General features: G+C 68.8%; 18 protein-coding genes. 9 read left to right on the top strand and 9 right to left on the bottom strand.

Going from position 1 to position 17,638, the window contains the following annotated elements:
• Window positions 1-14 precede the first annotated feature (14 nt).
• Complete coding sequence (locus tag ABN028_RS16815) at window positions 15-1,055, bottom strand: DUF4349 domain-containing protein (protein ID WP_349697224.1); 1,041 nt, start codon at window positions 1,053-1,055, stop codon at window positions 15-17.
• 209 nt (window positions 1,056-1,264) lie between these two features.
• Between ABN028_RS16815 and hemG the strand changes: the two genes are divergently transcribed.
• The 3 genes from hemG to ABN028_RS16800 are packed head-to-tail and all read left to right on the top strand — an operon-like array spanning window position 1,265 to window position 3,815.
• Entirely contained in the window at window positions 1,265-2,677 is a 1,413-nt protein-coding gene (gene hemG / locus ABN028_RS16810) for a protoporphyrinogen oxidase (RefSeq protein WP_349697223.1), read from the top strand.
• Window positions 2,674-3,396, top strand: coding sequence for a hydrogen peroxide-dependent heme synthase (hemQ, locus tag ABN028_RS16805; protein WP_349330708.1), 723 nt, complete (start codon window positions 2,674-2,676; stop codon window positions 3,394-3,396). The genes hemG and hemQ overlap by 4 nt, the downstream gene beginning before the upstream one ends.
• A gap of 23 nt (window positions 3,397-3,419) precedes the next feature.
• Window positions 3,420-3,815 (top strand): hypothetical protein, encoded by a 396-nt coding sequence (locus ABN028_RS16800; RefSeq protein WP_349330707.1) that lies wholly within the window; start codon window positions 3,420-3,422, stop codon window positions 3,813-3,815.
• Window positions 3,816-3,827: 12 nt separating this feature from the next.
• On the opposite strand, the gene msrB is transcribed toward ABN028_RS16800, so the two are convergent.
• Window positions 3,828-4,238: a peptide-methionine (R)-S-oxide reductase MsrB gene (gene msrB / locus ABN028_RS16795; RefSeq protein ID WP_349697222.1), complete on the bottom strand. Its 411-nt coding sequence runs from the start codon at window positions 4,236-4,238 to the stop codon at window positions 3,828-3,830.
• Between the two features lie 269 nt (window positions 4,239-4,507).
• Here msrB and ABN028_RS16790 point away from each other — a divergent pair, with 269 nt between their 5' ends.
• Complete coding sequence (locus tag ABN028_RS16790) at window positions 4,508-4,918, top strand: DUF2563 family protein (protein ID WP_349330705.1); 411 nt, start codon at window positions 4,508-4,510, stop codon at window positions 4,916-4,918.
• 15 nt (window positions 4,919-4,933) lie between these two features.
• Window positions 4,934-6,439, top strand: coding sequence for a hypothetical protein (locus tag ABN028_RS16785; protein WP_349697221.1), 1,506 nt, complete (start codon window positions 4,934-4,936; stop codon window positions 6,437-6,439).
• Between the two features lie 66 nt (window positions 6,440-6,505).
• Here ABN028_RS16785 and ABN028_RS16780 read toward each other — a convergent pair whose 3' ends face one another.
• Window positions 6,506-7,438, bottom strand: coding sequence for a hypothetical protein (locus tag ABN028_RS16780; protein WP_349697220.1), 933 nt, complete (start codon window positions 7,436-7,438; stop codon window positions 6,506-6,508).
• 494 nt (window positions 7,439-7,932) lie between these two features.
• Between ABN028_RS16780 and ligD the strand changes: the two genes are divergently transcribed.
• Genes ligD through ABN028_RS16770 form a run of 3 tightly spaced genes read left to right on the top strand, consistent with a single transcriptional unit; the run spans window position 7,933 to window position 10,315 of the window.
• A complete protein-coding gene (ligD, locus tag ABN028_RS35370) occupies window positions 7,933-8,283 on the top strand; it encodes a non-homologous end-joining DNA ligase LigD (protein WP_502879186.1) in 351 nt (116 codons plus the stop codon).
• Window positions 8,280-8,981: a DNA polymerase domain-containing protein gene (locus ABN028_RS16775; RefSeq protein ID WP_502879185.1), complete on the top strand. Its 702-nt coding sequence runs from the start codon at window positions 8,280-8,282 to the stop codon at window positions 8,979-8,981. The genes ligD and ABN028_RS16775 overlap by 4 nt, the downstream gene beginning before the upstream one ends.
• Window positions 8,982-8,995: 14 nt before the next feature.
• Window positions 8,996-10,315 (top strand): RNA polymerase sigma factor, encoded by a 1,320-nt coding sequence (locus ABN028_RS16770; protein WP_349697219.1) that lies wholly within the window; start codon window positions 8,996-8,998, stop codon window positions 10,313-10,315.
• 2 nt (window positions 10,316-10,317) lie between these two features.
• On the opposite strand, the gene ABN028_RS16765 is transcribed toward ABN028_RS16770, so the two are convergent.
• The 4 genes from ABN028_RS16765 to ABN028_RS16750 form a co-directional block, all read right to left on the bottom strand.
• Entirely contained in the window at window positions 10,318-10,869 is a 552-nt protein-coding gene (locus ABN028_RS16765) for a hypothetical protein (protein ID WP_349330699.1), read from the bottom strand.
• A 98-nt stretch (window positions 10,870-10,967) separates the two neighbouring features.
• The gene (locus ABN028_RS16760; RefSeq protein WP_349697218.1) at window positions 10,968-12,038 is read right to left on the bottom strand and encodes an ATP-dependent DNA ligase; all 1,071 of its coding nucleotides are present in this window, start codon (window positions 12,036-12,038) and stop codon (window positions 10,968-10,970) included.
• A 38-nt stretch (window positions 12,039-12,076) separates the two neighbouring features.
• A complete protein-coding gene (locus tag ABN028_RS16755; protein ID WP_349330697.1) occupies window positions 12,077-12,667 on the bottom strand; it encodes a TIGR03086 family metal-binding protein in 591 nt (196 codons plus the stop codon).
• 178 nt (window positions 12,668-12,845) lie between these two features.
• On the bottom strand, window positions 12,846-13,655 hold the full coding sequence (locus tag ABN028_RS16750; protein WP_349697217.1) for a dihydrofolate reductase family protein: 810 nt from the start codon (window positions 13,653-13,655) through the stop codon (window positions 12,846-12,848).
• Window positions 13,656-13,735: 80 nt separating this feature from the next.
• On the opposite strand from ABN028_RS16750, the gene ABN028_RS16745 reads away from it, so the two are divergent.
• On the top strand, window positions 13,736-14,578 hold the full coding sequence (locus ABN028_RS16745; RefSeq protein ID WP_349697216.1) for a PPK2 family polyphosphate kinase: 843 nt from the start codon (window positions 13,736-13,738) through the stop codon (window positions 14,576-14,578).
• A 51-nt stretch (window positions 14,579-14,629) separates the two neighbouring features.
• Here ABN028_RS16745 and glgX read toward each other — a convergent pair whose 3' ends face one another.
• Both glgX and ABN028_RS16735 read right to left on the bottom strand, forming a co-directional pair.
• Window positions 14,630-16,753, bottom strand: a complete 2,124-nt coding sequence (glgX, locus tag ABN028_RS16740; RefSeq protein ID WP_349330694.1) for a glycogen debranching protein GlgX — start codon at window positions 16,751-16,753, stop codon at window positions 14,630-14,632.
• Window positions 16,754-16,860: 107 nt separating this feature from the next.
• Window positions 16,861-17,638: sirohydrochlorin chelatase (locus ABN028_RS16735; RefSeq protein ID WP_349697215.1), on the bottom strand; the 778-nt coding region annotated here is incomplete at its 5' end.

Genomic DNA, 17,638 nt, shown 5'->3' with positions numbered 1-17,638 from the left:
GGGGCGCGCAGCGCTCAGCTCGCCGACGTCGAGACCGTGGGGGCGGGGGATTCTGCCTGTGACGTTGCTGAGTCGGACCGGTGGGACCTCGCCCGCCACACCAGCCAGGCCGGCAGCCCGGCCACGAGCGCGAGCGTGAGGGCGAAGGGCAGCACCGCGCCGAACGCCGTCAGCAGTCCTTCGAGCACGGCGACGAACGCGTTCCACCCGCCCCGCAGCCCGACCAGGAACCCGCTGTCCTTCTCCTCAGGCGGTGCGGCCTTCGCCAGCGGCGCCTCGAACGTGACCTGGATCGTCGACAGCGCGGCCTGTGAACTCAACGTCGCGAACCGGCTCTGCAGTGACTCCAGCTCCGCTTCCCGAGTGGCCAGCTCACCCTCGACCTGGATCACTTCTCCGACTGTCTTGGCCTCGCCTAGCAGGGAACGCAACCGCTGGATGCTCTTCTTCTGGCTGGCGACCCGGCTCTCGACATCGACGACCTCCTCGGTGACGTCGTTGGCGTCCCGCTTGTCGGCGAGGACCGTGCCGAGTCCCTTGATCTCGTCGGCGATGCGGTCGAAGTCGTCGACCGGCACCCGGACGACCAGGTGGATGCTGCGGAGTTGTTCGGTGTCGCGCCCGGTGTCACTCGGCAGGTCGACGGGCGACATCGAGCTCTGCTGGTTCGCGACGTAGCCGTCGGTGGCCGTCACGAGGCTTTCGGTCCGGTCGGCCGCCGCCTGGACATCCTTCGTGCGTACGAGCAGTTCGGCCGTACGAATGATCGACCGGACCTCCAGCTCCGCCCGGGCGGGATTGCTGGACCTGCCCACCTGGCCGTCGCTCGGCTTCGTGGCAGAGGCGTCGGTGTCGCCGCCACCAGAGTCCTGGAGGGCGGCCTCCTCCGGCGCCGCCGCGCCTGCGCCTCCGTCCGCCGACGACCGTCCGGCTGACGAGCCGGCGAGTGGGTTGAGGCTGTCGCCGGAGCAGCCGGCAAGGGTGAGGGTCGCGGTCAGCAACGCCGCGACGACGATGGTGGGAGCGTGGAGCCAGCGGGGTGCGGGGCGGTGCATGGCGGGCCTCCTGCTGAGTGGAGTGGTGCCGGGCGTGGACATGTCCCCGTCTATGGCTGTGCCGCGTTGCCGTGTGACCGCGTTGCTGTGTGACCGCGTTGCTGTGTGACCGTGTCGCGTCGTTCTCGCCGTATGGCGGTGCGCTGTGCCAGTCATGACGCGGCACGTCCGGGGGAGGTTGTCCGATGTGGATCTGGAAAAGTGGAGCCATGCGTCAGGTCGTCGTTGTCGGTGGAGGCGTCACCGGAGTCGCCGGGGCATGGTTCCTACGTCAGGTGGGGGGCCCTGACCTCGCCGTCACCGTGCTGGAGAGCTCGCCGCGGCTGGGTGGGAAGCTCCACACCGTCGAGCTCGCCGGTGTGGCCGTCGACACCGGCGCCGAGGCGATCCTCAACCGCCGGCCGGAAGGTGTCGAGCTGGCCAGAGCTGTCGGCCTGGGCGAGCGGATCCGTTACGCGGCGACGACATCGGCGGGTCTGTGGTCGCGCGGTGCACTCCACCCGATACCGGGCGGCACCATCCTGGGTGTGCCCGGCGACCTCGCGGCCCTAGGGGCGAGTGGGCTGCTGAGTGCTGACGGACTGAGCCGTGTGGAGGCGGAGCCCGACCTTCCCGGAGCGCCCCTCGACGAGGACGTGGCGATCGGCACGTACGCCGCACACCGGATGGGCAGGGAACTGGTCGACCGCCTGGTCGAACCCCTGCTCGGCGGTGTCTACGCGGGGCGTTCGGACCAGCTGTCACTCCAGGCGACCGTTCCGGCCCTCGTCCCGTACCTCCGCGAGAATCCTTCGCTGCTTCGCGCGGCCGCTCGGGCGAAGGCAGCGGCGCCGGCCTCCGACGCTCCGGTGTTCGCGGGCCTCACCGGTGGGGTGGGCGGACTTGTCCCCGCCGTGGCGCAGGCGTCAGGTGCGTCCGTACGCACTGACGCGACTGTCCGGGAACTCCGGCGTACGTCTGACGGCCGATGGCAGCTGGTGGTGGGGCCGACCCGGTTGCCCGAACTCGTCGACGCCGACGCCGTCGTGTTGGCCTGCCCGGCACGCCCCGCGAGCCGGCTGCTCGCCGAGATCGCGCCGGCGGCGGCGGGGGAGCTCGCCGGGATCGAGTACGCCAGCATGGCGACGATCGCGCTGGCGTTCCCGTCCTCGGCGGTGCCGGGCACCCTTCCGGGTTCCGGATTCCTCGTGCCGCCGGTCGAAGGCCGCCTGATCAAGGCCGCGACGTTCTCCTCGGCGAAATGGTCCTGGATGGCAGAAGACGCGCCCGATGTCGTGATCATCCGCTGCTCGGTGGGTCGACTGGGCGACGTGACAGAACTCCAGCGCGACGACGCGGACCTGGTAACGGGAGCGGTAGCCGACCTGCGGGAGTTGGTGGGGATCAGCGCTCAGCCGATCGACGCGCACGTGGCACGTTGGGGCGGCGGGCTCCCGCAGTACGCGGTCGGCCACCGCGCCCGGATCGCCAGGATCAGGGCAGACCTGGCGCGGCAGCCTGGGATCGCCGTGGCGGGGGCGGCGTACGAAGGAATCGGCATCCCCGCCTGCATCGCGAGCGCGCGCTCGGCGGTGACCCAGCTGCTCGGTGCGTCCGACGCTCCGGGGACAATGACGGCATGACCGAGCACTCGGACCGGACGGAGCGCGAGGCGAAGCCGAAGGCGCGCGAGCTCAACCAGGTGATCCGCTACACCATGTGGTCGGTGTTCCGCCTTCGTGATCCCCTTGGCAGTCTCGACCGCGCGGGCCTTGCCGCCGAGGTGGAGGCGCTGATCAGCCAGTTGGGGGAGAAGGACGTCGTGGTCCGCGGCACCTACGACGTGTCCGGGCTCCGGGCCGACGCCGACCTGCTGATCTGGTGGCACGCGCCGGACTCCGACGACCTGCAGGAGGCCTACAACCGGTTCCGGCGTACCAACCTCGGGCGGCACTTCGAGCCCGTGTGGTCCCAGCTCGCCCTGCACCGTCCGGCGGAGTTCAACAAGAGCCACGTGCCGGCGTTCCTGGCCGGTGAGGAGCCGAAGCGGTACGTCAGCGTCTATCCGTTCGTGCGTTCCTACGAGTGGTACCTCCTGCCCGACGACGAACGCCGTGCGATGCTCGCCGAACACGGCAGGATGGCGCGTGACTACCCTGACGTACGCGCCAACACCGTCGCGTCGTTCGCCCTGGGCGACTACGAATGGATGCTGGCGTTCGAGGCCGACGAACTCCACCGCATCACCGACCTGATGCGGCACCTGCGCGGCGCGCGGGCGCGGCTGCACACCCGGGAAGAAGTGCCGTTCTTCACCGGCCGCCGCAAGCCGCTCGCCGACATCGTGGGCCTCCTGCCGTAGAGCGAGCGAAGGGACCGCCGGGTGTGAGCTTCTTACGGAGAATCCTCGGAGGGAAGGACGACCTGGCTCCCGCCGGGACGGTCCATCTCGACGTCGACCGACGCAAGGCCCAGTTGGTCGAGCTCGAACGCGTCCTCGACAAGCTTGTCGAGGTGATGAAGGCGAACGACCAGCGGATGTCCAACCCTGGTTGGCGCGAACGCATGGCTGAGTACCGCCGGCTCTCCGGAGAGTCCTACCGGCTACGGGCGGGTTCGTTCACCCGCGAGCAGATCCTCGACCTGGCGTTCGAGATCCGGCCGGTGTTCACCGGTGAGCTCCCGGAGGATGTGCGGGTCGTCGAGCCGCTGCAGGTACAGCTGCTGGCGGCGGCCACCGCACTACAGGACGTCCTCCCCGGCGAACGCCTCGATTCATGACCGTCGTGCGGTCTAGGTCGACTCGCTGGGTTCGAGGGTGAGCGAGACCGAGTTGATGCAGAAGCGCTGGTCGGTGGGCGTGCCGTAGCCCTCGCCCTCGAACACGTGGCCGAGGTGGGAGTCACAGCGGGCGCACCGCACCTCCGTGCGGGTCATTCCGAGCGAGCGATCCTCGATCAGCTGCACCCGGTCGGCGGCCAGCGGCGACCAGAACGACGGCCAGCCGCAGTGGCTGTCGAACTTCGTGTCGCTACGGAACAGCTCGGCACCGCACGCGCGGCACCGGTAGACCCCGGTCGTCTTGGTGTCGACGTACTCCCCGGTGCCCGGTCGTTCAGTGCCGGCTTCGCGCAGGACGCGGTACTCCTCCGGTGACAGCTGCTGGCGCCACTCGGCTTCAGTCTTGACGACCTTCTCAGGCATACTTCCGACCTTACGTCGCCCAGGTGGGTCTGGTTCGGACGACTCGGCAGGTCGGCACCGAACCAGGTCGTTCCTGGACGGGGAAATCACGGTTTTCGGGTTATCCACAACCGCACGCTGGGGTGGCTGCACGCGAGTGATCAGGTCGCGTAACGTTTCCCTGGCGCCCGCCGATCGGGCGACCCACAACGGCGCCGTCCCCACCACGGGGTGGGTGACGGGCGATGGATTCTGGTGGCCACGACTGAGTACGGGGAGAGTTGGGTGCAATGGGCGGGACGACAGTAGACCCCGGCGATCTCGACGACTTCGCCAAGCGCATGCGCGAGCTGGATGAGGACTGGACTGACGAGAACGGCTATCCGCAGAGGGTGTTGCTGGCCGAGGACGGCGACTCGGGATTCCCGAGGCTGGGCACGTTCGAGGAGGCCGGGCAGTTCCGGACGCAATACAACGCCGCGCGGGCCAACATGGCCCAGAACTTCAACGACCTGCACAACCTGCTCGAAGGCTTGGCTGACGCAAGCAAGAAGATCGCCGACCAATACCGCTCGACCGAGGCGCTCAACAACGCCAGTGTGGGCGAGATCGACCGGATCCTCGGCGAGGAGATGGCGCCGGCACCTGGGTCCGGCCAACCGGGTCAGACGGGTCAGCCGAACCCCCAGGCACAGGCGTGACGGGAGCCGACGACGATGACTGAGAAGCTTGCCGGATCCGGGCACCAGAGGATTCTCTTCCGCGTGCGGGGATACCCGGACCCTTACTACGTAGGCGACTATGACGATCCCAAGGCGCCGAGTGAGGGCTGGATCAACGGCGCCGCCGAATATTGGAAGCACGCCGGCACGGCTGCCGCCGATATTGCCGAAGGGCTGGAGACGGCACGCGATCAACTCTTCTCCGGCGGTAACAGTGGAGGCTGGCAGGGGAAGGCCGCCGACTCCTTCAAGGACAAGCTCGAGCAGGTGATCTGGTTCGCCAAGGAGGTCGCGCACCGCTGCGACAAGACCAACCCGAAACCGCCCGCGCCGCAGTCGGAGGACCAGGCGTTCCAGGTGAGCGACGACGGGGCTGACTCAGAGGGCTTCCGCCAACTGTTCGAGGACCTGGGCGGCTACGTCGGTGGCATCCAGAACGACGACAAGCTCCCCAAACCCGGATGGCACGAGGACTCCTACTACATCAAGTGGTGGGTGTCTGGCGTGACGAACGGATCGATCAAGTACGAGTTCCGCAAGGGCAGCGCCGACGGTGAGATTCTCCAGATCCCGAGGATCGGGGAGGCCAACGGCGGAAACGACATCGACCGCGACTCGATGAACGACTACTACAGCGAAGCCGGCATCCAGACAAAGACCAGCGAAGACGGCCTCTACGACTGCCAGGTGCCGGCCAACGGGGTTGACTACGACGGCATCTTCCGCACTCTCGAGATGAACAAGTCGGAAGAGGAGAGGTGCCAGCAGACCGCGACGGATCTCACCACCAAATACACCGAGGTCTCCGGGAAGTTTCCGCAGCCTGCGCAGGCACCGCAGATCGCCTCTGGAGACCCGGGCGGCGGCGGCGGTGGGGGCGGTGGCGGTGGAGGCGGTGGAGGCGCCGGCCCGTTCGGCACGCCTGACACGCCCGGCAGCCCTGACACGCCCGGCATACCCGACACGCCTGACACGCCTGACACGCCCGGTACACCGGACACGCCTGACGTCCCCGACGGCACGGACTCCGACGGTGACGGGATCCCGGACTCCCAGGATCCGTTCCCGAACGACCCTGACCACAACGGCGACGGGATCCCCGACGGCGATCAGTTTCCGGGTAGCGGCGGTCGCGGCACTGGTGGTGTCGACACCGGTACCGAGACAGCCCGCGCAGGCGGACTCGGCGGCGGCGGCATCGGCGGCGGCGGTGGCGGAGGATTCCCGAGCGGCACGCCGATACACGGAGCTGGACCGGCCGTCAGCGGCATTCCCGGTGCCGCAGGAGCGGGCGCCGGCATGGGCGGTGTCGGTGGCTTCGGCGGCGGCATGGGAGCCGGGGCAGGAATGCGTGGCGGCATGGGCGGCATGATGCCCATGATGGGCGGCGCTGGCATGGGCCAGGACGGTGGCCAGGAGCAGGAACGCAACACCTGGCTCGAAGAGGACGAGGACGTCTGGGGCGCTGACGGTGACGCCCCGCCAGGCGTCATCGGCTGAGCTGTTCCGTTCAATCCGTTTCTCGGGCGGGGTCGGACATCCGGCCCCGCCCAAGTCTTTGCCCGTTCAGGATGGGAAGCGGGCTTGCGCGGGCTGTATGACGACCTCGGCCGATTCCGCACCGTCACGCGCGATCTCGATGTGCAGGCCACCTGCGTCACCCTGGACAAACCCGTGCTCCGGGTTCAGTCGCGAGCTGGCCCAGGACATTGCCGCCTCGCGATCTGCTCCGCTGACGAGTTGGTCGAGCACGGCGTCGATGTGCGTACGTAGAACTTTGTCGCTCACCGGATGGCCCGCATCCTCGACAGAGAGGCGAATCTCGCCCCTCTTCACCCGGGCGAGGGAGGTCGTGCCCTCTGCATCCTTGTCGCAGCTGTCTGTGTCACAGGCGAACCCGGCGCCGCCGAGGCCTTTCTGGATGTCGCCGATCGAGGCAGGAAGCACTGCACTCCCGGAGACGGGCTTGGTCCCGTCCTTGGCGAAGGTTGCGAACGAGGCGTCGGGGAACGCCCCGAACTCCACCCGGCCCCACGGCACGAACGTCGTTCGGGACTGGCCGCCCTCGATCTCCGGAAGTTCGTTGGCCTCAGAGCCCAGCAGCGTCTCGCTGATCGCGGTGAACGCCTGCGTGGTCGGCTCAACTGGATCGCCCCGGGGAGCAGTCAGGCTGCCAACTCCTGACTGCCGCCCCATGACCTCCACATGGAGCGCTTCGCCGTCCTGACCTGCCTGCATGCGTACGGCGACATGCGCACCGTCAGAGGCCGTGAGATAGCAGGAACGTACGACGGTCGGTTGGCTCAAGGTCTCGTAACAGGAGAAGCCCTGCTTCTCGATGGCCGCCTCGATGTCCGCGACGTCAGCGCCCTCCGAGCTGGCGTTGGGCGGATCACTGCTCGCCCCGCCACCGGAGTTGCCGATGTACCAGTAAGCCGCGATGCCGCCTCCGATGAGGAGGAGAGGGATACCCACCAGCAGCGCGACGGTGAGGATCACCTTGCCTCGGCTGCGAGGCGGCCGCTGCCGCGGAGCCTGCGGGGATCCCCACACCGCTGGCGGAGGACCTCCGGGGGGACCCTGCGGATGGGGACCGGGTGGCAGGTTGGCCGGCGGCTGAGGAGGCGGCTGAGGAGGCGGTCCCACGGACCCTGGAGGGCCGTAGGGGCCGGGCCCGCCACCTTGTGGGCCAGCAGGCGGTCCGGAGGCAGGACCTGTGGTGATCGGCCGTCCCTGCGCGGACCATCCCTGCTGCTGTGCAGGGGGCGGCGACCCACCCCACGGCGGCGGCGAGGACGAAGTGTCTGACGATGGCCGCTGAGGCGCACCTTCGGGTGTGTCTCGCTCGCCGGGAACGTCGTTCATGGGTTCAATGCCTCCCGTGAGGGCGTCGCGGTCTCTGCCACCGTATGTCGGGACTCGCCCCGGCAGAAATGAGGCACGGCCGAGGCGTCTCGAGGCGTGCTGTCGGTGACTCGCGCTAGCGTTCGGGCATGGCGACGCCGTACGAAGAGATCGAGGTGGGCGCGCGCACCGTGCGTGTGTCCAACCCCGACAAGGTGTACTTCCCCGAGCGCGGGTTCACGAAGCGAGACATCGTCCATTACTTTCTCTCCGTCGGCGACGGCATCCTGGGTGCCCTGCGCGAGCGTCCCACCACGTTGGAGCGGTGGCCCGGTGGCGTTTTCGAGGGAGCGAAGTTGTCGACCAGGGGCGACAACCGAGGCGACGCGTTCTACCAGAAGCGGATACCCAAAGGCGCGCCGGAGTGGGTGGAGACGGTCCGCATCACGTTCCCCAGCGGGCGCCCCGCCGACGAGGTCTGCCCACCGAGACCGCGGTGATCGCCTGGGCGGCCAACCTCGGCACACTCACCTTCCACCCATGGCCCGTACGCCGACCCAACGTGGACCATCCCGACCAGATCCGGATCGACCTCGACCCGCAGCCGGGGACGGACTTCGCCGATGCAGTCCGCGTGGCCCCCCAACTACGCGCGCTGCTGCACGAGCTGGGCATGGAGGGTTGGCCCAAGACCTCCGGTGGGCGAGGCCTCCACGTCTACGTACCCATCCAGGCGAAGTGGACTTTCGTCGAGACGAGGCGAGCGGTCATCGCCCTCGGTCGGGAGCTGGAACGCCGACTGCCTGACCTGGTGACGATGTCCTGGTGGAAGGAGGAGCGCGGAGAGCGGGTCTTCATCGACTACAACCAGATGGCGAGGGACCGCACGATCGCGTCGGCCTACTCCATCCGCCCGAGGTCCCGGGCACCGGTGTCGGCACCACTGCGGTGGGACGAGTTGGAGAGTGTCGCTCCCGAGGACTTCGACATCGTGACCATGCCGGAGCGATTCGCCACGGTGGGTGACCTCCACGCGGGAGTCAATGAAGAGGCGTACGCGATCGACACCCTGCTGGAGTGGGCCGAGCGCGACCAACGCGACGAAGGGCTGGGCGACCTGCCATACCCACCGGACTATCCGAAGATGCCGGGCGAGCCGATGCGGGTCCAGCCCAGCCGGGCCCGTAACAAGGCCTGAAAGAGGTGCCACTCGTGGCACATGATGCTCCCGGCGCGGTGGTCGAGGCATTCCGCGAGCACTGGGCCCGGCTGCTCGCGTTGCTCGCCGGCCACTTCCGCAGCCTGGACATCGCCGAAGACTCGTTGGCTGAGGCATTCGAGCTGGCGGTCGAGCACTGGGCGCGGGACGGCATCCCCGACCGCCCGGAGGCATGGCTCTTCACCACGGCGAAGCGCCGAGGCCTCGATCGGGTGCGCCGAGACGCCACCCTGGCCCGCAAGCTTCCCCTGCTCGTCATCGACGCCGCGGCAGGGACAGACCCTGCGGGCGGTGCGCGGCCGGACGGGTTCGATCCGGACGACGCGGCGATCTCCGCCATCCCCGATGAACGGCTGCGCCTGCTGTTCACCTGCTGCCACCCGGCCCTCGCTCTCGAGGCGCGGACGGCGCTCACACTCCGACTGGTCGGCGGCCTGACGACACCGGAGATCGCTCGCGCCTTCCTGGTCTCTGAACCGACCATGGCTGCTCGACTCACCCGCGCCAAGAAGAAGATCGCCGCCGCCTCGATCCCCTACCGTGTGCCCACCGAGGCGGAGCTGCCTGATCGGCTGGGCGGTGTCCTCACTGTGCTCTACCTGATCTTCACCGAAGGCCACTCGGCGTCCTCCGGGGACGCGCTCGTTCGGCGGGGCCTGTGCGATGAGGCGATTCGGCTCACGCGGGTGGTCGTCGAGCTCCTCCCGGACGAGCCCGATCCGATGGCTCTGCTCGCCCTGCTGCTCCTGCACCACTCCCGGAGGGACGCCCGCGCCGACGACACCGGCGAGCTGGTACTTCTCCCTGACCAGGACCGCGAGCGCTGGCATCAGACGGAGATCGCGGAAGGCGTCGCCCTGCTCGAGAAGGCAGCGGGGTTCGGCGGACGCGCGACGTCGTACCTCCTTCAGGCGGCGATCGCCGCTGAGCACGCGTCAGCACGTCGCGCGGTCGACACTGACTGGCGGGCGATCACCATGCTGTACGAACGCCTGGAACGCATGACGGACTCGCCCGTCGTACGCCTCAACCGGGCCGTGGCGGTCGCCGAGGCCGACGGTCCGGCGACGGCCCTCGCCCTGCTGGCCGACCTCGACGAGCGGCTTGCGAACTACCACCTGCTACCCGCGACCCGAGCCGACTTCCTGCGCCGGATGGGGCGGCTCGTCGCGGCGCGCGAGGAGTACTCAAGAGCGCTCCGGCTCGCGGGAAACTCTCCAGAACGCGCGTACCTCGCCCGCAGAATCGCAGAACTCGAACCCCACGGGCACCATGCGGAAGCCGAGGATGCCCGACGGTCCGATCTGAGCTGAACCTAGCCGGGTGAGCCGTTGCGCCGGCCGGAACCGGTAGGGGCGGCGTCTGGATCAGTCGGCACGGGATCGCGGTGTTCGATGAGGTGCAGGCACGGAACACCGAGTCGGCGGCGTGCCTTCGAGGTCCAGTCGAAGTGGAAGAACTCCGCCACCAGGTGCGGCCGCGTGAGGATGACGACCTCGGCCGCGTTCCGCTCCCGTACGGCGGCAGCGAGCGCATCGACCGGATCCGCTGACGTCACCTCGCCGTCGGCCGAGCACCCGCACCGACCGAGCGCCTGAACGCTCTGGTCGAGCGCTGACTTGCTGCGTTCGACGATCTCCCGCTGGATCTTCGCCAGGTCGACGTCGGGGAAGTTGAGAGCGGACGTAGCGAGCACTTCACTCGCCGCGATCGACCCGAGCGCCGACTCGACCCGAGCCGACGCGTCCTCGACGGGGAGCAGAACGTGGACATGGGTGGGTTCGCCCGACACCCGGTATAGCTCGGCGATCTGATGTGCGTCGAAGTGCGAGATCGGCTTTTCGATGAGGAGCACGACTTTGTACATGGGCACCTCCTCGTGTGTCCGCGCCCATCGTGCCGCGCGGGTGCCCGATTGGAAAGTGCCCTTGGTCATCTGTGCGGCAAATTGTGAGGAGCGCGTGCTCACTTCGTGCCCAGGACCTCGGCGAGGTCGAAGCGGACCGGCTCCTCGAGCTGGGCATAGGTGCACGACTCCGGCTCGCGGTCTGGTCGCCAGCGGACGAACTGCGTGGTGTGCCGGAAACGTACGCCTTCCATGTGGTCATACCGGACCTCGACGACCCGCTCCGGTCGAAGCGGCACGAACGACAGGTCCTTGCCGGCGCTCCAGCGGCTCTGTTCGGCGTTGCGCGGAGTGCGACTGCCCGCCTCCTGCTTGGCCCATGACCACGGATGGTCGTCGAACGTCGTCACGAGCGGCTGAAGCTCGGTGAAGAGCTCCCGCCGCCGGGCCAGCGGGAACGCGCCGATCACACCAACGCTGGCGAGGTCACCGGCGTCGTTGTAGAGGCCGAGCAGGAGGGAGCCGATCGCGTCCGGGCCGCTCTTGTGGACCCGGTAGCCCGCGACGACGCAGTCGGCGGTGCGTTCGTGCTTGACCTTGAACATCGTCCGCTTGTCGGGTTCGTACAACCCGTCGAGCGGCTTGGCGATCAGACCGTCGAGCCCGGCACCCTCGAACTGGTGGAACCAGCGCTCGGCCAGCTTCCGATCGGTGGTCGCGGGCGTGGTGTGGACCGGCGGGCCCGCGTTCGACAGGGCTTCCACGAGGGCCGCACGGCGCTCCTCGAATGGCCGGCCGGTGTAGTCGGTGTCGCCCAGGGCGAGCAGGTCGAACGCCACGAACCGGGCGGGCGTCTGCTCGGCGAGCAGCCGGACCCGGCTGGCCGCGGGGTGGATCCGCAGCTGGAGGGCCTCGAAGTCCAGGCGTACGCCTTCGGCGTCCTCGATCACGATCTCGCCGTCGATCACGCTGCGGGCGGGAAAGATCGCCTTGACAGCCTCGACGAGCTCCGGGAAGTAGCGGGTCATCGGTCGTTCGTTGCGGCTGCCGATCTCCACCTCGTCGTGGTCACGAAAGATGATCGACCGGAAGCCATCCCACTTCGGCTCGAAACTGTGGGCACCCTGAGGTATCTGCTTCACCGGCTTCGCCAGCATGGGCGATACCGGCGGCATGACCGGAAGTTGCATGGCCCTATCTTGCCCGGTCCCGCTGACAGGCCAGCAGATCAAGGTCGCCAGGAGGGGTCGCGGCCGAGCATGGCGACAACCCGGTCCAGCGGCGCAGCTGTGGCGGGCACCTCGACACCCGGCTGGAAGTGGCTGCGGGGTCCACGGGTCTCGGGCGTGTCCGGCACCTTCGCGGCCAGGACGACGGCGACGTTGAGTACGTCCTGGTCGTACGTCGTCGCGACATCAAGGGCCTTCGCGACATCCCAGCCATGGACGACGTTGTCGAGGAAGTGGAACCCGATCGCCGCACGGGCAGGGAACGGTGCCGTGATCCGGACCTCGGGCAGCCAGAAGTCGCGCTCGAGAACGCCGTTCTGGGCGAACGCGGCCGTCACCAGGGTCGCCGCCTCCGTGTAGGGCCCGGACGGGTCGTCGTCGAAGGGGCGTGGACGCCAGGCGGCCAGCTCGGTAGGTTCGCCCGACGCCGCGAGGGCGAAACCGTCGTGCTGTCCGATCATGTGTTCGAGGAGATGGCGGACATTCCAGGCGGCGCACGGGGTGGGCCGGTCGAGCTGGTCGGCGGTGACGGTGTTGACGAGCCTGGTGGTGGTATCCACCACCCGCCGGTCGAGCTCTCGGATATCCATGACGCTCCTTCGTGTTCCCCTCGGACGTCGACAGTACGCGTTCGAGTGGGTGCGAGGAGTGAAGACATGCGGAGCCGCCAGTGGAGGGTCGGCGACCGACACGCACCGCTGTCACCGGCGAGGTGATGGACAGGTTGGGGGCGCTCCGCGGACCGACAGATGTCGCCGGCTGGGCGAGTCAGGCGAAGAGCCACCGGAAGAACAGGAACCCCTCGGCCTCGAGCAGGCTGGCAAGGCGAAGGTCGGCCGGCGCGGAGAGTTCGGGCCCGGTGAGGATGCGCATCGCTGGCCCGGCCAGAAGCTCGGGCGAGATCGTCAGGCACAACTCGTCGAGGAGTCCGGCGCGGGCGAGGAAGCCCGCGAAGGTCGGACCACCCTCGCTGAGAATGCGCTGGTGCCCCCGGGCGGTGAGGGCGTCGACAACGGCCTCGGCATCGACCTGCTCGTCGCCGGCAATCGCGAGGTCGACCTGGCTGGCGAGCTGCCGTCGCCGATCGGGGTCGGCCTGGGCACAGGTGAGGACGACGGTGCGCGGATCGGTCAGCAGCCGGTCGGGGATGTCGAGAGAGTCGGTCACCACCGCGATCGGCGGCGTGGGTGGCAGTCCGAGCTGTTCGCGGAGCGGGGCGAAGGCGGGACGGATGTCAGCGGGCGCGTAGCCCTCGACCCGGGCCGTGCCCGCCCCGACGACGATCACGTCGGCCAGGGCGCGCAGGAGCGCGAGAATGCGGCGGTCAGCCGGACCGGAGATCGACCCCGACCGATGATCGGGCCCCTGGGCGGCGCCGTCGACGGTGGAGACGAAGTTGACCCTGACCCAGCGACGATCCCGCGGATAGGCGTACAGCTCCGCGAGGTCGGCGTCGTCCAGGTCGGCGTCGTCCAGGTCGGCGCCGCGCGCCGGTCCGGGAACGACGACGCCAGTCTCCGCGGTCCGGCCGACGGAGGCGGGTGGGTGGGCAGCGGTCTGCGGGATCAACAAGCGCACAGGGAGATCTCATCAGAGAGTCGCCGCAAGCAGAAATTGACGCGACACTGGCAGCACGGCGGAGGGAAGGGGAGCACGGTATGGCCAATCGGCTCAGTGATCGTCTCCGACTCCCACCGGCCCGGCCCGTCGTGATCGGTGATCTGTCGACCAGGACGACGCCGGGCTTCAGGGGCGGCAAGCGCCAGGCGCGGGCGGCCCTCGGCGACCTCGGCCCGGCGCTCGCCGATCTGCAGGAACGGCTCTTCGCCGAAGGTCAGACCGGCGGTAAGCGAAGCCTGCTCCTCGTCCTTCAGGGTATGGACACGGCGGGAAAGGGCGGAGCCGTACGGCACTCGGTCGGACTGGTGAATCCACAGGGCGTCCATGTGGTGGGCTTCAAGGCGCCCACGCCCGAGGAGCGTCGCCGCGGGTTCCTGTGGCGGATCCGCCGTGAGCTTCCGGCGCCGGGCTATCTCGGGATCTTCGACCGGTCGCACTACGAGGACGTGCTGGTCGCGCGCGTGCGCGGGCTGGTGAGCCGGGCCACCTGGTCCCGCCGGTACGCGACGATCAGGAGGTTCGAGGACCAGCTGACGTTCCGCGGAATCCGGATCGTCAAGTGCTTCCTGCACATCTCGAAGAAGGAGCAGAAGAAGCGCCTGATGGCTCGGCTGGACAACCCTACGAAGCACTGGAAGTACGACCCGAACGACGTCGCCGAACGCCTCCACTGGGACGACTATCAGCAGGCGTACCAAGACGTGCTGGAGCGGACCGACACCTCGGCCGCGCCGTGGTATGTCATACCCAGTGATCACAAGTGGTACCGCAACTGGGCGGTCACTCAGCTGCTCGTCGAGCACCTGCAGGATCTGGATCCCCAGTGGCCCGCAGCGGACTTCGACGTCGAGGCGGAGAAGGCCCGGCTCGGCGCCACCTGACGGGCGCCATGGCATCCGACGACACGGCCGGGATGGGCCCCCGGCTTGCGCTCAGACCCGCTTGAGCACCACGAGTGAGCGGGAGATGACCTTCAGCTGCTCGCCCGCCAGCACGGCCCCACGTTCCCGGAGGTCGTCGTCGGCCGTGTCCAGCACGGGCTCCCACGCTTCGCCGTACTTCGCGCCTGGTACGGAGAACTCGAGGTCGTCCTCGGAGGCGTTGAACAGCAGCAGGAACGAGTCGTCGACAATGCGTTCGCCCTGCCGGCCGGGCTCACGGATCGCTTCGCCGTTGAGGAAGACAGTGAGCGACTTCGCGAACCCCGCCGTCCAGTCGCGGCCGGTCATGTCGGTGCCGTCGGGCTTGAGCCAGGCGACGTCGCCTACCCCGTCCCCGCCGCCAAGACCGTCGAAGAATCGGCGGCGCCGGAAGACCGGGTGCTCGGCGCGGAGTTGGCTCACCGTCCTCGTGAAGGCGAGCAGGTCCGAGTCGGCGTTGACCCAGGAGACCCAGGAGATGTCGTTGTCCTGGGAGTAGGCGTTGTTGTTGCCGTGCTGGGTACGTCCCAACTCGTCGCCGTGCAGCATCATCGGCACCCCCTCGGACAGGAACAGGGTGGCGAGGAAGTTGCGTAGCTGGCGTTGGCGGAGCGCGGCGATGCTGTGGTCGTCCGTGGGTCCCTCGGCGCCCGAGTTCCAGGACCGGTTGTCCGACGTGCCGTCGCGGTTGTGCTCGCCGTTGGCTTCGTTGTGCTTGTGGTTGTACGAGACGAGATCGCGCAACGTGAAGCCGTCATGGGCGGTGATGAAGTTGATCGAAGCGTACGGCTTGCGCCCGTCGTCTTCGTACAGGTCCGACGATCCGGTGAGCCGCATCGCGAACTCGCCGAGGGTGGCGGGGCGGCCGCGCCAGAAGTCGCGTACGCAGTCGCGGTACTTGCCGTTCCACTCCGTCCAGACCGGCGGGAAGTTGCCGACCTGATAGCCACCCGGCCCGACGTCCCACGGCTCGGCGATCAGCTTGACCCGCGACACGATCGGGTCCTGCTGGACGAGGTCGAAGAACGCCGACAGCCGGTCGACCTCGTGGAACTGCCGGGCGAGGGTCGCCGCCAGGTCGAACCTGAAGCCGTCCACGTGCATCTCGCTCACCCAGTAGCGCAGCGAGTCCATGATCAGCTGGAGCACGTGGGGGTGCCGCATGAGCAGGCTGTTGCCGGTGCCCGTCGTGTCCATGTAGTAGCGCGGGTCGTTGTCGACCAGCCGGTAGTAGGCGGCGTTGTCGATGCCCCGGAACGCGAGCGTCGGCCCGAGGTGGTTGCCCTCCGCGGTGTGGTTGTAGACGACGTCGAGGATCACCTCGATGTCGGCCCGGTGCAGCGCCCGGACCATCGCCTTGAACTCCTGCACCTGCTCACCGCGCTGGCCCGACGCGGCGTAGGCGTTGTGGGGCGCGAAGTAGCCGATCGTGTTGTAGCCCCAGTAGTTGGACAGGCCCTTCTGGACGAGGGTGCTGTCGTGGACGAACTGGTGCACCGGCATCAGCTCGACCGCCGTCACGCCCAGCGACTGCAGGTGGTCGATCATCGCCGGCGCCGCGAGTCCCGCGTAGGTGCCCCGGATCACCTCGGGAATGTCCGGATGGTTGATCGTCAGCCCTTTGACGTGTGCTTCGTAGATGACCGTCTCGTGGTAGGAGCGACGGGGGAGTCGGTCGTCCTGCCAGTCGAAGTAGGGGTTGACGACGATCGACTTCATCGTGTGAGCGGCGGAGTCGGCGGAGTTGAGCGTGTCCGGGCTGCCGAAGCGGTACGAGAACAGCGACTCGTGCCAGTCGATCTCACCCTCGATCGCCTTGGCGTAGGGGTCGAGCAGGAGCTTGGCGGGGTTGCAGCGGTGACCGGTCACGGGTTCGTACGGGCCCTGGACGCGGAACCCGTAGCGTTGTCCAGGACCGATCCGCGGGAGGTAGCAGTGCCAGACCGAACCCTCCCGTTCGGTCAGAGCCACGCGGGTCTCGCGGACGTTCCCGCTGTCCCGGTCGCCGGCGCCATCGCCGTCGAACAGACACAGCTCGACGGCATCGGCGACCTCGCTGAACAGCGCGAAGTTGGTGCCCGCCCCGTCGAACGTCGCACCCAGGGGGTACGGCGTTCCAGGCCAGACCTCGACCATTCCGCTCCTTTCCGCCGGATCGCACATGTTGCTGACTAGCGGCATCTTTCCAGGTGAGCCGGCGCCCCGGGCGGCGCATGGGCCCCCTGCGGCGGAATGGTTACCTGTCAGGCGAGCCCTGAGCGGCGGAGGACCAGTTCGACGACCTCCGGCCGGGCGCCGAGGGGGGCGCTCACCGCGAACGCGCCCGCCTGTCCGGCGTCCGCGCGGATGCGGTCAGCGAAGAAGCCGGGTGCGAGGAGGTACGTCGCGACGGCGACGCGCCGCGCGCCGCCGGCCTTCGCTTGCGAGACGGCGGGACCGACCCGGGGCTCCGCCGCGGAGGCGAAGCCCGCCGTGACGGGCGTGTCGATTCGCGTGGCGAGCGCGCTGGCAACGCCCTGGACGGCACGGTTGGCGTCGGGATCGGTGGAGCCGGCCGCGGCGAGCACCACCGCGTCGTAGTCGGCCGCCGCGCACGCCTCGTCCAGGCGAGCGGCCAACGCGTCGAGGAGTAGGTCGTCGGGCCCCAGCACGTCGCCGGTGCGGACCGGCCACCCGCGCTTCTCCACGAGGGCCGACACGCCCGGCAGGTCGACCTTCGAGTGGTACGCATGGCTCAGCAGGAACGGCTGGACGACCACATCGTCGACGCCACGCTCGCCCAGCAGGTCGAGCGCCTGTTCCGGCGAGGGCGCAGCCAGTTCGAGGAAGGCCGCGCAGCTCTCGAGATCAGGCGTAGCGGCCCGCGCTCGAGTCGCCGCCGCGGAGGCCACCTGCTGTGCGACCTGTGCCGCTCGGGCGTCGCGGCTGCCGTGGGCCAGCAGCAGGAGGCCCTGGGTCATCGCCGCCCGTCGCCGGATGCGAGCCGTGATGCCAGGGTGACGACCTCGCCCACGACGATGA

The organism is Actinopolymorpha sp. B17G11 (genome assembly GCF_040196095.1).
GTDB lineage: Bacteria > Actinomycetota > Actinomycetes > Propionibacteriales > Actinopolymorphaceae > Thermasporomyces.
The sequence above is the reverse complement of the archived record's forward strand: the minus strand, read 5'-3'. Positions and strand labels throughout refer to the sequence as shown.

Coding starts and splice junctions, on each gene's coding strand:
- ABN028_RS16815 (WP_349697224.1), bottom strand. CDS start 1,055: ATGCACCGCCCCGCACCCCGCTGGCTCCACGCTCCCACCATCGTCGTC.
- hemG (WP_349697223.1), top strand. CDS start 1,265: ATGCGTCAGGTCGTCGTTGTCGGTGGAGGCGTCACCGGAGTCGCCGGG.
- hemQ (WP_349330708.1), top strand. CDS start 2,674: ATGACCGAGCACTCGGACCGGACGGAGCGCGAGGCGAAGCCGAAGGCG.
- msrB (WP_349697222.1), bottom strand. CDS start 4,238: ATGCCTGAGAAGGTCGTCAAGACTGAAGCCGAGTGGCGCCAGCAGCTG.
- ABN028_RS16790 (WP_349330705.1), top strand. CDS start 4,508: ATGGGCGGGACGACAGTAGACCCCGGCGATCTCGACGACTTCGCCAAG.
- ABN028_RS16785 (WP_349697221.1), top strand. CDS start 4,934: ATGACTGAGAAGCTTGCCGGATCCGGGCACCAGAGGATTCTCTTCCGC.
- ligD (WP_502879186.1), top strand. CDS start 7,933: ATGGCGACGCCGTACGAAGAGATCGAGGTGGGCGCGCGCACCGTGCGT.
- ABN028_RS16765 (WP_349330699.1), bottom strand. CDS start 10,869: ATGTACAAAGTCGTGCTCCTCATCGAAAAGCCGATCTCGCACTTCGAC.
- ABN028_RS16760 (WP_349697218.1), bottom strand. CDS start 12,038: ATGCAACTTCCGGTCATGCCGCCGGTATCGCCCATGCTGGCGAAGCCG.
- ABN028_RS16755 (WP_349330697.1), bottom strand. CDS start 12,667: ATGGATATCCGAGAGCTCGACCGGCGGGTGGTGGATACCACCACCAGG.
- ABN028_RS16745 (WP_349697216.1), top strand. CDS start 13,736: ATGGCCAATCGGCTCAGTGATCGTCTCCGACTCCCACCGGCCCGGCCC.
- glgX (WP_349330694.1), bottom strand. CDS start 16,753: ATGGTCGAGGTCTGGCCTGGAACGCCGTACCCCCTGGGTGCGACGTTC.